The following is a 15594-nucleotide window of genomic DNA, read 5'->3' as shown; positions in this document are numbered from 1 at the left end:
ACATCGTATGACCGGCAACCAGGACGCGCCCGCGCATTCCCCCGAACACTCGCTGCTCGGGCGCGAGGCCACTTATCCCCGTCAGTTCGATGCGGGCCTGTTGTATCCAATCCCGCGCACCTTGGGTCGCGTAGATTTGAGCCGCAATGGCTTGAATATTGCCGACGACGCGCTGCCCTTCATCGGCATCGACCGCTGGCATGCCTATGAACTGTCGTGGCTCGATGCACGCGGCAAGCCACTGGTCGCCACCGCAACCCTGCAGGTACCCGCCGACTCGCCGAACCTGATCGAATCCAAGTCGCTCAAGCTGTACCTGAATTCCTGCAACGCCACCCGCTTCGCTTCAGCGGACAGCTTTCGCACGCAGGTCGAAGCCGACCTGTCCGCTGCCGCTGGAGCCACCGTCACCCTGGCCTTCGGCCTGCCGCCATTCGTCGCGCCGGATGCAATCGACATCGATGCACTGGACGTCGACATCGACACCCATGGCCCGCCCGATGCTTCGCTGCTGACCGTAAGCGTGGGTAATGTCGTCGAAGAAGTCCTGCACAGCGCCTTGCTGAAATCGAACTGCCCGGTAACCGGGCAACCGGACTGGGCCGATGTTTTTGTCGCGTATCGCGGGCCGCGCATCGATCGCGCATCCTTGCTGCGCTACATCGTGAGCTTCCGCGACCACGCGGGTTTCCACGAACAATGCGTGGAACGCATGTTCACTGACCTCTCTGCCCGCTGCTGGCCGGAATGGCTGTCGGTGGAAGCACGCTACACGCGACGCGGCGGCCTGGACATCAATCCATGGCGGGCCACGCCGGGTTCAGCGCCGCCACCTGCAGGCCGCTGCGAGCGGCAATAGCATTCATCTGTTGGGCATGCTGCCTTCACGCACGGCGTGGCAGATTCCCTGTGTCGCATGATGCAAATGCAAGGATCTCCCAATGATGAATTCCAACAAATCCAATCAACTGCAGATGGCCATGCTGGCCGCGCTGCTGGGCAGCGTGGCCTTGGTAGGGTGCAAGAAAAAAGAAGAACCCGCACCGATGCCGCCGGTCGCCAGTGAACCGGTACCGATGCAGCAAGCCACGACCGCGATGGCCACGGCAATGGTCAACGGCGTCGACCTCGGCAATGCAGTGGGCGGCGACATGCGGGTGATAGCGCCGATGACCAGCTTCGCGCCCACAGCCACCATCTATGCCGCAGTCAGCACCGGCACCAGCAACCCTGCCGCATCGGTCGCAAGCAAGCTCGGCGCCAAGTGGACGCATATCGACAGCAACCAGACCGTGCACGAAGAGACCCGGGACCTGACCCTGGCCGGCGATGGCGTCACCGACTTCCAGATCAACAGGCCCGACCCATGGCCGCCCGGCAGGTACAAGGTGGAAATCATGCTGGATGGCGCGGTGGTGCAGACTCGCGAGTTCGAGGTGAAGTAAGCCACGTATCACCGCACGGCAAACAACAGGGCGCTGGCGAAAGCCGCGCCCTTGTTCTTGTGTAGGCCAGATATTGCTGGCTACACGGCATCACATATTCCGTGCTTTGCTCAGGCCGCGGGCAACGGCGACAATGGTGGTCTTCCGCACACGACCGCCGCCATGACCTCGAAGATCCTGTACACCCTGACCGACGAAGCGCCGCTTCTGGCCACTGCATCCTTCCTGCCAATCGTGCAGGCTTACGCGCGCACCGCCGATGTCATGGTGGAGACCCGCGACATCTCGCTGGCGGCGCGGATCGTGGCGCAGTTCAACGACATGCTGCCGGAAGGCCAGCGCAACAGCGACGACCTGACCGAACTCGGCAAGCTGGCGACCGCGCCGGAAGCCAACATCATCAAGCTGCCGAACATCAGCGCGTCGGTGCCGCAACTCAAGATGGCGATCACCGAACTGCAGGGCAAGGGCTATGCGCTGCCGGATTATCCGGAAGACCCGCAAGGCGAGCGCGAAAAGGACATCAAGGCGCGCTACGGCAAATCAATGGGCAGTGCGGTCAATCCGGTTCTGCGCGAAGGCAATTCCGACCGCCGCGCGCCGGCGTCGGTCAAGGCATACGCGCGCAAGCACCCGCACCGGATGGGTGCATGGTCGGGCGAATCCAAGTCGCATGTCTCGCACATGGAATCCGGTGATTTCTACGGCAGTGAGCAGTCTTACACCCTGATCAATGCTGGCAGTGTCCGCATCGAGTACACCAGCGTCACCGGCAGCAGCTTCCCGCTACGCGCGCCGGTCAACCTGCTGGCGGGCGAAATGATCGACGCCGCGGTCCTCTCCGCGCAGGCGCTGGCTGATTTCATCGATGTGCAGATCGAAGACGCGAAGATGCGCGGGGTGCTTTTCTCACTGCACCTGAAGGCGACCATGATGAAGGTCAGCGACCCCATCATGTTCGGCATCGTGGTCACGCGCTTCTATCGCGAGGTGCTGGAAAAGCATCCGAGGACCCTGGCCGAGATTGGTTTTGACCCCAACAACGGCATCGGCGACCTGTACGCCAAGCTCGGCGAACTGCCCGAGGCCCAGCGCGCCGGGATCCTGGCCGATATCGAAGCGCTGTATGCCTGGCGCCCCGGGATTGCGATGGTGAATTCCGATAAGGGCATCACCAACCTGCACGTGCCCAGCGACATCATCGTGGACGCCTCGATGCCGGCGATGATCCGCGACAGCGGCAAGATGTGGAACGCGGCCGGCCTGTTGCAGGACACCAAGGCGGTGATCCCGGATCGCAACTACGCCGGTATCTACCAGGTCGTCATCGACGATTGCCGGGAACACGGCGCGTTCGACCCAGCCACGATGGGCAGCGTGCCAAACGTGGGCCTGATGGCGCAGGCAGCCGAGGAATACGGCAGCCACGACAAGACTTTCAAGATCAGTGGCGACGGCACCGTGCGGGTGATCGACGAGCACGGCACCGTGCTGCTGCAGCACCCGGTCAAGGCCGGCGACATCTGGCGCATGTGCCAAACGAAAGATGCCCCGATCCGCGACTGGGTGAAGTTGGCGGTGAGCCGCGCGCGGTTGTCGAACACGCCAGTGGTGTTCTGGCTGGATCCACGCCGCGATCACGACCGCGGCCTGGTCGCCAAGGTCACGACCTACCTCAAGGACCATGACACCGCTGGCTTGGAGATCCGGATCATGAGTCCGGTCGAGGCAATGAAACATGCGCTCAAGCGCATCCGCGTCGGCGAGGACACCATCAGCGCCACAGGTAATGTCCTGCGCGACTACCTGACCGACCTGTTTCCGATCATGGAGCTGGGCACCAGCGCGAAGATGCTGTCGATCGTGCCGTTGATGGCCGGCGGCGGCCTGTTCGAAACCGGCGCCGGCGGCAGTGCACCCAAACATGTGCAGCAGTTCATCGCCGAGGACTACCTGCGCTGGGATTCACTGGGTGAATTCCTGGCACTGGCGGCATCGCTGGAACACCTGGCCAACAGCACCGGCAATGCGCGCGCGCAGGTGCTGGCGGATGCACTGGATGCGGCGAATGCCAGGTTCCTGGACAACGACAAGTCACCTACGCGCAAGCTGGGCGGCATCGACAACCGCGGCAGCCACTTCTACCTGGCGATGTACTGGGCGCAGGCAATGGCGGAGCAGACCGAGGATGCCGAACTCGCTTCGCGCTTCAAGCCACTGGCCGAAACGCTGACCACGAACGAGGCGAAGATCATCGAAGAGCTCATCGCGGTGCAAGGCAAGCCGGTGGATATCGGCGGCTACTACCAGCCGGACTTGGGCAAGCTCACTCCGGCAATGCGCCCGAGCGCGACGTTCAATGCGGCACTCGCAACACTGGAGTAGCGCTCCCGGGAACAAAGACTCTCCGCCACACGAACGAACGGCCGGCAATGCGGGCCGTTCGTTCGTTTTACTTACTGCATTACTACTGCAGTTGCGTGGCGCTTGCGTGGATCAGTGGCTGGCTGACGCAGCCTGCATGCTCCACTTGCGATCGCGCATCATGTCGTGATGGCTGCGGATGGTCGGCAGGTAGTTGGTGACCATCTGCTTGACCGATGTCGGCACGTCGTCATCGGCGACGACTTCATTGAAGGCCTTCATCAGGCGATCCTCGGAGGATTCCAGCTGGCTGACATAACCGTAGTTGGTGTCGCCGAACTGGCTGCGCACTTCGCCATACAGCTTGTCCCATGCACCGCGCACGGTACCGTTGGTGGCGGGGTTGGCACCCTCGGTGCGGACCTCGCGGCTCATTGCACCGACCAGGCCATTCTTGGAACTGGCCATCTCGCCAAACAACGATTTCAACGCCGGATTCGGTACCGCCTTGGCGGCATCGTTGTAGAACGTCGCGCTGTCGCGGGTGATCGCGATCAGGTCGTTGAGCGTGTCGATCTTCTCGGTGCGGATGGTTTCGATATTGGTCATGGTGTTCATGTGGACTCCTTGTCCTGGATCTTAGGCAGCACTTCGGTCATTCGATGCGCCACGCCAGTACCCGATGATGTAATGCGTCGATGGCAGCAGTTGCTCCGCTTATGCTGCGTGGAGATGCGCCGTTGTTCGACCCATTCAACTTCGCACAAGATGCGTTATATCGATGTGTATTTAATTGATTTTCAAGGAATTTTTGTCATCACTGTTCATCGTGGAGACAGAAGATGAGGTAATCTTGCCGGACCAACCTCGATGGAGCATGCGATGCAACGGACCACTATTTTTCTGGCGCTCGCCTTGTCCACGTTTGTATTCACATCCGCGGCTTGCTCGTCTACTGCCACCTCTCGCGCTGACAACACTGCAACAGTCCAGCCTGCTGCAACCACTGCCGCATTGCAGGCGGCGATTGACGCCCCCGGCCGAGACGCCGCCAATCGCACACGTGATGGCTACCGCCATCCGCTGCAAACGCTGGAATTTTTCGGCGTGCAGCCCAACCAGACCGTCATCGAAATCACGCCAGGCGGCGGCTGGTACAGCGAGATCCTCGCGCCTTACCTCAATGCCGATGGCCACTACATTGGCGCGGTTCCCGCAGCAGCCGCGGACAGCAAAGGCGGGCTTCGCAACGCGGCCTTCCGCGAGAAACTGACCGGCAACACAGCAAGCGCCAACGCCACACTGGTTGAACTCGACGCCAAGGCACCCGTGCTTGCCGCAGGCACTGCGGATGTCGTACTGACCTTCCGCAACGTGCACAACTGGGTCGCCGCCGGCAATACCGATGCATATTTCCGCGCATTCTTCGCAGCGCTCAAACCCGGTGGCGTGCTCGGCGTGGTCGACCATCGCGCCAAGTCCGGCACCGACTTGGAAGCAATGAAATCCTCCGGTTACCTGACCGAGGCACTGGTCACGAAATACGCGACCGATGCCGGTTTCGTGCTGGAGGCCAGCAGCGATCTCAACGCAAACCCGAAAGACGATGCCGACCACCCGAACGGGGTGTGGACGCTGCCGCCGAGCAACACCCACGACGCGGCCGATAATGCGAAGTACAAGGCGATCGGCGAGAGCGATCGCATGACCCTGCGCTTCCGCAAGCCGCGCGGATCCTGAACCACGAGTCGCGCAGGCGATACGCCACATGCTGATCGCCTTCAACAAACCGTATGGCGTGCTGTGCCAGTTCACCGACCGCAGCACGCCACCACGCCCGACCCTGGCCAGCTTCGGCCTGCCACCTGCGGTGTATGCAGCCGGCCGGCTGGATTTCGACAGCGAAGGCCTGTTGTTGCTGACCGATGACGGCGCGCTGGCCAATCGGCTGACCGATCCGCGCCACAAGCAGCCCAAAACCTATTGGGTGCAAGTGGAGGGCACACCGGACGATGCGCAGTTGGCTGCGCTATGCAGCGGTGCCGTGCTCAACGATGGCCCGACCTTGCCGGCCCAGGCGCGGCTCATCAACATCCCATCACTGTGGCCTCGCGATCCGCCGGTGCGGTTTCGCAAGACCGTGCCGGATGCATGGCTCGAACTGACCATCCACGAAGGCCGCAACCGTCAGGTCCGGCGGATGACAGCAGCGGTGGGCTTGCCTACCCTGCGGCTGGTCCGGGTGGCCGTCGGCAGGCACGCGCTCGGCGACCAGCGACCCGGGCAGTGGCAGGCTGTCGCCGACATGCCCAGCTCGTGAATCTGAACGCTTCAGCTGATCGTCGTGGCGAAGTTTGGAAATACGTGTTTGTTTGCTAACGTCATCGTCGGCCCGGCTCGATGCCGGGACCACGGGCGTGGGGATGCCTTCCTATGACGCAAGCAGCTTTCAACACGAGCAATACCGGCACCATTCTGGTTGTCGACGACCAGGCCGCGAACGTCCGTGTGGTCAGCACCTTGCTGGGTCGCAAGGGCTACACCGTCATTCCTGCGCATAGTGGTCCCGAAGCCTTGGCCGCGGTTGGCGAACATGCCTTGGACCTGATCCTGCTCGACATGATGATGCCGGGCATGGACGGTTTCGAACTGCTGGCCGCGCTGCGCGAAATCCCCGGCCTGCACAAAGTACCGGCGGTGTTCCTGACCGCCGCGCAGGATCGCGACCTGTTGCTGCGGGCCTTCGATGCTGGCGCAGTGGATTACGTCACCAAGCCTTTCATGCCGGAGGAACTGCTGGCGCGGGTGGAGGCGCATGTAGGCCTGAAACTCACCCGCGACCGCCTGGAGCGCGTCGCGCGCGAGCGTCAGGAATTGGTGAACCTGGTTGCACACGACCTGAAGAATCCGTTGAGCAGCGTGCTATTTGCCACCGAGATGCTGCAACTCCCCGACTGCAAGCCGGAGCGCGTGCCGCGCTATGTGCAGATCATTCACGAAAGCGCGAATGACGCGATCGGGTATATCCGCAGTTACCTGGAAAGCCAGTCGCAGGCAACGCAGCAAATGGCCACCCAATCCGCCGACCTCCGCGACACGCTGGACTGGGTCGCGCAGCGTTACGAACTGCAGCTGGAAACGAACAGCATGCGGTTGCTGGTCGCTGCGCCTGAACATACCGAGCTGGTGGCGATCTCTTCGATGGTGTTGCGCCAGGTTGTCGAAAACCTGGTCAGCAATGCCCTGAAATACGCAGCGGCTGGCGGCGAACTGGAACTTGCGGTACAGGCGGCATCGCCCGGCTATTGGCGGGTGCTGGCGCGCGATCGCGGTCCCGGCATCCCCGCATCGCTGCAACGCGAATTGTTCAAGCCATTCCGCCGGCTGACCGAAGTCGATCCCGCGGCAGGATTGTCCAGTGGCCTTGGGCTTTCGCTGGCCAAGCAGATCATTGCCAATGCCGGCGGCAATCTCTGGTACGAGGATCGCGAAGGTGGCGGTGCCTGCTTCGTGATCGAGTTGCCTGAATCAAACTAAGCCACGAGCCCAGCTACTGAACATTGCAGGCGCGCCCATGAAACGAAAGCGCGCCGACTCAGCGGCGCGCTGATTCAACCTGCGTTCGTCAGGAACTGTGAATCAGGAATCGCTGTTGCTTGCCGCGGCCTTGTGCATCGAAGCCTTGCTGCGCGGACGCGGCTTGGCATCAATGCGCGTGGCGGTGCCATCGATCGGACCTTGTTCGGCGCGCTTTGCGCGATGGCGCGCTGCCAGCCACAGCAGGCCAGCACCGGCGATTGCAGCTCCCGCCAGTACCGGGTTGCGACGCACGAACTTGCTGGCGACTTTGCCGCCGGTACGAATTGCGCCAATCGCGGCGCCGGTTTCCACCCACTGCATCGCGCGCCCGGGTACCGCCTTGCGGATGCCGTCGCCAATTTCTCCGATCAGTTCAAGGGCGCGATCCTGCACGTTGTCGAGCTTGCTCATGGTGGGTTCCTCCAAAAGATTGCGATGTCGGTGACATGTTGGATCAAGTCTGTGCAGGACGGCGTTTACGAGGCGTGAGCGCACAAGGACGCGATTCAGGTTTGGCGTGGCTTCGCGCGATGCGTTGCCGTTGCGTTCCAGGGGTCTTCCGGCCACGGGTGGCGCGGGTAGCGTCCCTTCATTTCCTTCCTTACTTCCGGATAGGTGCGCGCCCAGAATCCGGCAAGGTCCTGGGTCACCTGTAGCGGCCTGCCGGCGGGCGACAGCAGGTGAATGGTCAACGCCACGCGCCCATCGGCGATGCGCGGGGTCTGTGCAAGACCGAACAATTCCTGCAGCTTCACTGCCAGCAACGGCGATGCCGGATTTCCGTCGTCATCAATCGCGTATTCAATGCGCCGCTCCATCCCCGACGGCACCGTCATGCGCACCGGCGCCAGCACATCGATACGCTGCCGCAGGACCCAGTCGATCCGGGATTTCAGTGCCTCGCCGAATTCAGCTTCGCCAAGTGCATCCAGCCGGGTCTTGCCGACGAACGCAGGCAGCAGCCAGTCGTCGAGCGATGCCAGCAATGCCGCATCGGACAGATCCGGCAATTCGAGTTCCGGCATCCACGTACGCAGGTTTTGCACACGATAGCGCCATTGCTGCGCTGTCTCGCTCCAGGGTAATGCATCGAGTCCGAGCGCCAACACTGCATCGGTCAGTGCACGTGCCGCCTGGGCAGGATCGACGCGTCCGGATGACCGGCTCGACAACACGATGCCGTCGAAACGTTCGATGCGTTCGCTGACCAGTGCGCGCTTGCCTGCGTCCCAGCGGGTTTCATCACCCTCATGGAAATGGTTGCGGAAGGCATTGCGCAGATAGCGCTCATCGACTGGCGCGGCACGCAGCAGCAATGCGTCCTTCGCTTCGAAGCGCAGTTCACTGGCAACCAGCCAAGGCTCGCCATACAGCGCACTATCATCGAACAGCCGTGCCATCCGCCCATTCGCCAGTTGGTAGCGCTTGGGATCGTTCGGATGTTGGCGCGCGATGCGGTCGGGGAATGCATGCGCAAGCAGGTCGCCCAAGGCATGTGCGGGTGCGGTGCGCGGTGGTTTCGCATTGCACCGCAGGCGGCGACGCCATTGCGCTGCCGCAGCTTCGATCGCCTGCAGACCACCGCGGTGTCCATCCATCGGCAGCTTGCCATCGCGAAACGACGCCAATGCCTGCCAGCGTTCAGCCAGCGCGTCGCTACGCGTGCGCAGGGGATCGCGCGCCTCGATCAATGCAGCGAGGTCGCAAGCCAGTGCCTGCTGCCGTGGCTCGTTTGCACAGAGCAACATCGCAGCCATTCGCGGATGCGTGCCGAGCGCGAGCATGCGCCGGCCCAGCGCGGTGATCATGTCGCCCGCATCCAACGCGCCCAGTTTGCGCAACAGGTTGCGGCCCGCGGCCATTGCGCCGGACGGCGGCGGATCGACGAAGCGAAGGACATCGCTGCCCCACGCGGCCAACTCCAGTGCCAGCGGAGCCAGTTCGACCTGCGCGATTTCCGGCCGGCGCTGCGGTTCCAGCCGCTGCGATTGCGGCCATAGCCGATACGCCCAGCCATCGGCGACGCGACCGGCGCGGCCGACACGCTGGTCGGCCGAGGCTTGCGCGATAGTGACGATATCCAGCCGCGAAAATCCGCTGTTCGGCTCGAACCGCGGCTCGCGCGCGAGCCCGCTGTCAATCACCACGCGCACGCCGGGCAATGTCACCGAGGACTCGGCGACATTGGTCGCCAGCACCACGCGACGCTTGCCATCAGGCGACGGCTGCAGCACCCGCGATTGCTGCTCGATCGGCAGCTCGCCGTGCAGTTGCAGGATCTCGACCTGACCGCTAGCCGCTTCTGCGAGCAGCCGCTGCGCACGTTCAATCTCGCGCCGCCCCGGCAGGAACACCAGCAGGTCGCCCGGATGTGTGGCCAATGCGTGTTCGATCGTGCGTCGCACTTGGTGCTCCAGCGCTTCGTCGCGCCGCGCGGGAAAATATTCGATCAACACCGGGAATGCACGGCCCTCGCTCGATAGCCGTGGTGCCATGAGATGACTGGCGAGCTTTTCGCCATCCAGCGTGGCCGACATCGCCACGATGCGCAGGTCTTCGCGCAGGCCTGCCTGCACATCAAGGGCAAGCGCAAGGCCGAGGTCGCCTGCCAGGTGGCGTTCGTGAAATTCATCAAACAACAGCGCGCCGACTCCATCCAGCATCGGATCGTCCTGCAACATGCGGGTCAGGATGCCTTCGGTAACCACAAGAATCCGGGTCTTCGCCGAGACCTTGTTCTCGAAGCGGATCCGGTAGCCGACGGTCTCGCCGACCGCTTCGCCCAGCTGTTTCGCCATGAAGCCCGCCGCCGCGCGCGCAGCTACGCGACGCGGTTCCAGCATCACGATCTTGCGTCCATCGAGCCATGGCGCATCCAGTAATGCCAGAGGGATCTGCGTGGTCTTGCCGGCGCCGGGCGGAGCTTCCAGCACCAGGCGTGGATGCGCCGCCAGCGACTCACGGATCGCCGGCAACAGGTCATGGATAGGGAAGACAGTGGTCTGGCTCACGTGGCAAGGATACGGGGCCACACGCCCGCCCCGTCGAAGGCGTGGGACGTAGCGCACCGCTAAACTGCACACATGCAACTTATCGACATCGGCGCCAACCTCACCCACGACAGCTTCGACCACGACCGCGACGCGGTGCTGCAGCGTGCGCGTGATTCGGGCGTGATGCGGATGATCATTACTGGCGCCAGCCGTGAACATTCGCCGCAGGCGCTGGCACTGGCCCAGCAGCATCCTGGAGAATTATTCGCCACTGCCGGCGTGCATCCGCACCACGCCGTCGAATACACCGACGAGTGCGATGCCGAGATGCGCGCGTTGCATGCGCATCCTGAAGTGGTTGCGGTGGGTGAATGCGGGCTGGATTTCAACCGTGATTTCTCACCGCGGCCGGCGCAGCGCAAGGCCTTCGAACGCCAGCTGCAGCTTGCGTCAGAGAATGACAAGCCCCTTTTCCTGCACCAGCGCGACGCGCATGCCGATTTCATGGCGATGATGAAAAACTTCGATGGCCGCCTTGGCCCGGCGGTAGTGCACTGCTTCACCGGCAGCCGCGAGGAACTGTTCGACTATCTCGATCAGGATTGGCACATCGGCATCACCGGATGGCTATGCGACGAACGCCGCGGGCTGCACCTTCGCGAGCTGGTGAAACACATCCCGGCCAACCGCCTGATGATCGAAACCGATGCACCCTACCTGCTGCCGCGCACGGTCAAGCCGCAGCCATCGCATCGGCGCAATGAGCCGATGTACCTGGCTCACATCGTCGATGAACTGGCGCGTGATCGCGGGCAGGACGTGGCTGAGGTTGCCGCTGCGACGGCGGCAACGGCAACGGCGTTTTTCCGCCTGCCTGTCGCCTGAACCTGGCTCGGCCATTTATTGTACTGACCGGTACATAATTGGGTTAGACTGTGCGCCCGCCTGCTTTACAAGACGCCCGCGCATGCGCCGCAAACTCCCCGCACTCGCCCTTGTCCTGACCGTTGCGGTGGCAACTGCCGCCTGCAGCAAGGATGACAAGGCCGTCGAGGCCGCGCCCACCGGGGCGATGGCCGTCACCGTGGTTCCCGCGACATCGCGCCAGATCCAGCGCAGCATGCTGGTGTCCGGCCCGGTGGCCGCATGGGAGGAAATGCAGCTCGGCGTTGAAGTCAGTGGCCTGCGCGTCACCGCGCTGAATGTCGATGTCGGCCAGCAGGTACGCAAGGGCGAATTACTGCTGCAGATCGACCATCGCAGCCTGGACAGCGACCTCGCCCAAGCCAACGCGTCATTGCGCGAAGCCGAAGCCGGTGCGTCACTGGCACGCTCGCAACTGGCGCGTGGCGAGTTGTTGGTCAAGGACAAGTACATCAGCGCGACGCAACTTGATGAGTTGCGCGCCAGCCGAATGCAGGGCGACGCCCGCGTCGGCACCGCGCGGGCGATGCGCGACAACGCCGCACTGCGCCGCAGCTTTGCCGACCTGCGCGCACCCGATGACGGAGTGATTTCCAAGCGGCTGGTGCAGCCCGGCCAGGTCGTCGCCAGCGGCAGCGAATTGCTACGCCTGATCCGCCAGGGTCGACTGGAATGGCGCGCCGAACTGGCCGAGACCGAACTGGCGCGGGTCAAGCCCGGCGACCGCATCCAGCTTGCCACCCGCGACGGAAAAACCGTCATCGGCAGCGTGCGCGCAGTCAGTCCGGGCGTGGATGCCAGCACCCGCACCGGCACTATCCACGCCGACCTGCCGCAGCCCGAGGGACTGCAGTCTGGTACGTTCCTGCAGGGCCGGATCGATACCGGCACCGCCCAGGCCATCACCGTGCCCACGGCCGCCGTGGTGCAGCGCGACGGGCATCCCAACGTGTTCACCGTCGATGCAAAAGGCATCGTGCATCGCCTGCGTATTCGCACCGGCGGGACTGATGCCGGCCATGTCGAAGTACTGGACGGCCTGAAGGCCGGTGATCGGGTGGTCAACGATGGCGCCGGCTTCCTCGGCGATGGCGACAGCGTGCGCATTGTCGAAGCAGGCAACGCAGCGGCCGCCGCACGATGAGCGGCGGCGGCAGTCTTTCCACCTGGGGCATCCGTAATCCAATCCCCGCAATGATGCTGTTTTTCGTGTTGTGCGTGGCCGGTCTGTGGGGCTTCCACAAACTGCCGGTGGCGCGCTTCCCCGACATCGCCTTTCCAATGATCATCGTGACGATCACCCAACCGGGCGCATCGCCATCGCAGCTGGAAACCGAGGTCACCCGCAAGGTCGAGGATTCGGTCGCGACGCTCGACAACGTCAAGCGGGTGGTCTCGACCGTGGTCGAAGGGACGTCGACGACCCAGGTCGAGTTCAATCTCGAAGCCAACCTGATGACGGCACTCAATGACACCAAGGACGCGGTCACCCGGATCCGGATGAACCTGCCGCAGGACATCCAGGAACCGATCATTTCCAAGGTCAATATCGGCGGCTCGCTGCTGACCTACGCGGTCAGCGCGCCGGGCATGGCACCGGACGAACTGTCGTGGTTCGTGGACCGCCACGTGATGCGCGCGCTGTATGGCGTGGAAGGCGTGGCCGCGGTCAGCCGCATCGGTGGTGTCGAGCGCCAAGTACGCGTGGACCTGGATCCGCAGGCGCTGAAGGCGCATGGCGTCACCGCCGGCGACATCAGCCAGCAGCTGGCCGCAACCCAGGTCGAACGGGCCGGCGGCAAGACCGAACTGGATGGTGGCCAGCAGACCGTGCGCACGATTGGCACGGTCAAAGACGCACAGTCGCTGCGCGATTACTCGATTGCACTCGGCAACGGACAGGACGTGCGCTTGTCGGCGTTGGCCAAGGTCAGCGACGGCGCTGCCGATACGTCCCAGCTTGCGCTGCTGGATGGAAAACCCGTGGTTGGCTTCACCCTGTCGCGCACGCGCGGCGCGGATGAACTGAAGGTCCGCGACGGCGTGAAGGCGGCATTGGCCGAACTGGCGAAGGCACATCCCGGCACCAGTTTCCGCCTGGTCACCGACATGTCGGAGGAGACCGAGCGCTCGTATACCTCGTCTATGACGATGCTGTGGGAAGGCGCGTTGCTGGCGCTGGCAGTGGTGTTCTGGTTCCTGCGCGACTGGCGCGCGACCTGGGTCAGCGCGATTGCGCTGCCACTGTCGATCATCCCGACCTTCGCGGTCATGCAGTGGTTCGGTTTCAGCCTCAACATCATCACCTTGCTGGCGTTGAGTGTGGTGGTCGGGATCCTGGTGGACGACGCGATCGTCGAGATCGAGAACATCGTCCGCCATCTCGGCATGGGCAAGAAACCCATGGACGCCGCGCGCGATGCCGCCGACGAAATCGGCACGGCGGTCATCGCGACCTCGATCACGCTGGCCGCGGTATTCGTGCCGGTCGCGTTCATGCCCGGTATCCCCGGCAAGTTCTTTCGCGAGTTCGGCTGGACCGCGGCGACCGCGGTGATGTTCTCTCTGCTGGTCGCGCGCCTGCTCACGCCGATGATGGCGGCCAACCTGCTCAAGCCGCAGCCTGAGCACCGCGCCGACAGCAAGCTGATGACGCGTTACCTGGGCTGGGTGGATACAGCCTTGCGCAATCGCTGGAAGACGCTTGGCATCGCGACCCTGTTGTTCATTGCATCGCTGGCCTTGATCCCGTTTATCCCGACCACCTTCATCCCGGTCTCCGACCAGGGCCGCAGCATGCTGTCGATCGAGCTGCCGCCGGGCACGCCGATCGAGAACACCGCGAAGGTATCCGAACGCGCGCGCGCATGGCTTGGCAAGATTCCCGAGCTCAAGCAGGTGTTCACCCAGATCGGCAGCGTTCCCGACCTGGGCGATCCTGGCAAGAGTGGCGGTGCCGATGCGCGCAAGGCGGTGTTGACGCTGGACTGGGGCAATGAACACGACCGCGGCCGCAGCCAGAAGCAGCTGGAACAAGTGGTGCGCGACACCCTGGCCGACCTGCCCGGCGCACGCACCAGTTTCATCAGCAGCGAACCCGGTGAGCAGTTGATGCTGGTGATGGCCGGCGACGATCCCGACAAACTGGATGCCGCGGCCAGCGCATTGGAACGCGACCTGCGCAGGATCAAGGGGCTGGGCAGCGTGTCCTCGTCGGCTTCGTTGCTGCGCCCGGAACTGCAGATCCTGCCGGATCCGGCGCGCGCGGCGGACCTGGGCGTGTCGACAGCGGCGATTGCAGAGGCGGCGCGCGTCGCCACCGCCGGCGATTACACCCAGCGCCTGGCCAAGCTCAACCTGCCTGACCGGCAGATCCCGATCCGGGTCGGCTTCGACCGCCAAACACTCCGCGATCCAGCCACGCTCGGACAACTACAGGTCCATGGCAAATCGGGCGCGGTGCCGCTGGATGCCGTGGCCAACATCGTGGAAGGCAGCGGGCCGTCGGTGATCAGCCGCTACAAGCGCCAGCGCAACATCACATTGACGGCGGAACTCAACGGGCGCCCTCTGGGCGATGTGATGAAGGAAGTGCAGGCGCTACCGTCGGTGAAGAATGTGCCGGCCGGGGTGTCCTTCATCAATACCGGCGATGCCGAGATCTTCGTCGAGCTGTTCTTCGGCTTCGTCATGGCGATGATCGCCGGAATCGTCTGCATCTACATGGTGCTGCTATTGCTGTTCCGGCATCCGATGCAACCGCTGACGATTCTCACGGCGATTCCGCTATGCGCCGGCGGTGCATTCGGCGCGCTGCTGATCACCCAGAATGCGCTGTCGCTGCCAGCGCTGATCGGCTTGTTGATGCTGATCGGCATCGCCACCAAGAACTCGATCCTGCTGGTCGACTACGCGGTGATGGCCGAGGATGAGCAGGGCATGAGCCAGCACGATGCGCTGATCGACGCCTGCCACAAGCGCGCCAGACCGATCGTCATGACCACCATTGCGATGGGTGCCGGCATGTTGCCGCTGGCGCTCGGATTCTCCGGCGATGCCAGTTTCCGCGCCCCGATGGCGTGGGCGGTGATTGGCGGCCTGATCACCTCCACCGCACTCAGCCTGATCGTGATCCCGGCCACCTACACCGTGCTGCACGATGTCGGCGACTGGATACGGCGCAGGTTCTCGAAGAAGGCGTCTGCACACGGCAAGGCACACGCCGCCTGATTCGGCTTGCGTCGACACAAAAAACGCCCGGCATTACCGGGCGTTTTTACTTCAGAAAC

Annotated in this window: 12 protein-coding genes; 9 read left to right on the top strand and 3 right to left on the bottom strand. The window is 63.5% G+C overall.

Going from position 1 to position 15594, the window contains the following annotated elements:
• The first annotated feature begins 7 nt into the window (after positions 1-7).
• The 3 genes from queF (at position 8) to PSV05_RS03865 (ending at position 3830) form a co-directional block, all read left to right on the top strand.
• A complete protein-coding gene (gene queF, locus PSV05_RS03875) occupies positions 8-859 on the top strand; it encodes an NADPH-dependent 7-cyano-7-deazaguanine reductase QueF (protein WP_300061745.1) in 852 nt (283 codons plus the stop codon).
• Positions 860-944: 85 nt separating this feature from the next.
• Positions 945-1445 carry a hypothetical protein gene (locus PSV05_RS03870; RefSeq protein WP_300061742.1) on the top strand — a complete coding sequence of 167 codons (501 nt, stop codon included), beginning with the start codon at positions 945-947 and terminating at the stop codon, positions 1443-1445.
• Between the two features lie 162 nt (positions 1446-1607).
• Entirely contained in the window at positions 1608-3830 is a 2223-nt protein-coding gene (locus tag PSV05_RS03865) for an NADP-dependent isocitrate dehydrogenase (protein ID WP_300061739.1), read from the top strand.
• A gap of 111 nt (positions 3831-3941) precedes the next feature.
• On the opposite strand, the gene PSV05_RS03860 is transcribed toward PSV05_RS03865, so the two are convergent.
• Positions 3942-4427, bottom strand: a complete 486-nt coding sequence (locus tag PSV05_RS03860; protein WP_300061736.1) for a PA2169 family four-helix-bundle protein — start codon at positions 4425-4427, stop codon at positions 3942-3944.
• Positions 4428-4691: 264 nt separating this feature from the next.
• Between PSV05_RS03860 and PSV05_RS03855 the strand changes: the two genes are divergently transcribed.
• The 3 genes from PSV05_RS03855 to PSV05_RS03845 all read left to right on the top strand — a co-directional run bounded on the left by PSV05_RS03855 (position 4692) and on the right by PSV05_RS03845 (position 7346).
• Positions 4692-5549 carry a methyltransferase gene (locus PSV05_RS03855; protein WP_300061733.1) on the top strand — a complete coding sequence of 286 codons (858 nt, stop codon included), beginning with the start codon at positions 4692-4694 and terminating at the stop codon, positions 5547-5549.
• 28 nt (positions 5550-5577) lie between these two features.
• Positions 5578-6129 carry a pseudouridine synthase gene (locus tag PSV05_RS03850; protein WP_300061730.1) on the top strand — a complete coding sequence of 184 codons (552 nt, stop codon included), beginning with the start codon at positions 5578-5580 and terminating at the stop codon, positions 6127-6129.
• 113 nt (positions 6130-6242) lie between these two features.
• Entirely contained in the window at positions 6243-7346 is a 1104-nt protein-coding gene (locus PSV05_RS03845) for a hybrid sensor histidine kinase/response regulator (protein ID WP_300061727.1), read from the top strand.
• Positions 7347-7448: 102 nt separating this feature from the next.
• Here the strand turns inward: PSV05_RS03845 and PSV05_RS03840 are convergent, their stop codons facing one another.
• Positions 7449-7799 carry a hypothetical protein gene (locus tag PSV05_RS03840; RefSeq protein WP_300061725.1) on the bottom strand — a complete coding sequence of 117 codons (351 nt, stop codon included), beginning with the start codon at positions 7797-7799 and terminating at the stop codon, positions 7449-7451.
• A 95-nt stretch (positions 7800-7894) separates the two neighbouring features.
• On the bottom strand, positions 7895-10399 hold the full coding sequence (gene hrpB / locus PSV05_RS03835; RefSeq protein ID WP_300061722.1) for an ATP-dependent helicase HrpB: 2505 nt from the start codon (positions 10397-10399) through the stop codon (positions 7895-7897).
• 72 nt (positions 10400-10471) lie between these two features.
• Here hrpB and PSV05_RS03830 point away from each other — a divergent pair, with 72 nt between their 5' ends.
• The 3 genes from PSV05_RS03830 to PSV05_RS03820 all read left to right on the top strand — a co-directional run bounded on the left by PSV05_RS03830 (position 10472) and on the right by PSV05_RS03820 (position 15535).
• Positions 10472-11266, top strand: coding sequence for a TatD family hydrolase (locus PSV05_RS03830; RefSeq protein ID WP_300061719.1), 795 nt, complete (start codon positions 10472-10474; stop codon positions 11264-11266).
• An 82-nt stretch (positions 11267-11348) separates the two neighbouring features.
• A complete protein-coding gene (locus tag PSV05_RS03825) occupies positions 11349-12449 on the top strand; it encodes an efflux RND transporter periplasmic adaptor subunit (RefSeq protein WP_300061716.1) in 1101 nt (366 codons plus the stop codon).
• The gene (locus PSV05_RS03820) at positions 12446-15535 is read left to right on the top strand and encodes an efflux RND transporter permease subunit (protein ID WP_300061713.1); all 3090 of its coding nucleotides are present in this window, start codon (positions 12446-12448) and stop codon (positions 15533-15535) included. Before PSV05_RS03825 ends, PSV05_RS03820 begins: the two co-directional genes overlap by 4 nt.
• The last annotated feature ends 59 nt before the right edge of the window (positions 15536-15594 follow it).

The sequence above is a fragment of the Thermomonas sp. genome, from assembly GCF_029945965.1.
Classification (GTDB): domain Bacteria; phylum Pseudomonadota; class Gammaproteobacteria; order Xanthomonadales; family Xanthomonadaceae; genus Thermomonas.
The sequence above is the reverse complement of the archived record's forward strand: the minus strand, read 5'-3'. Positions and strand labels throughout refer to the sequence as shown.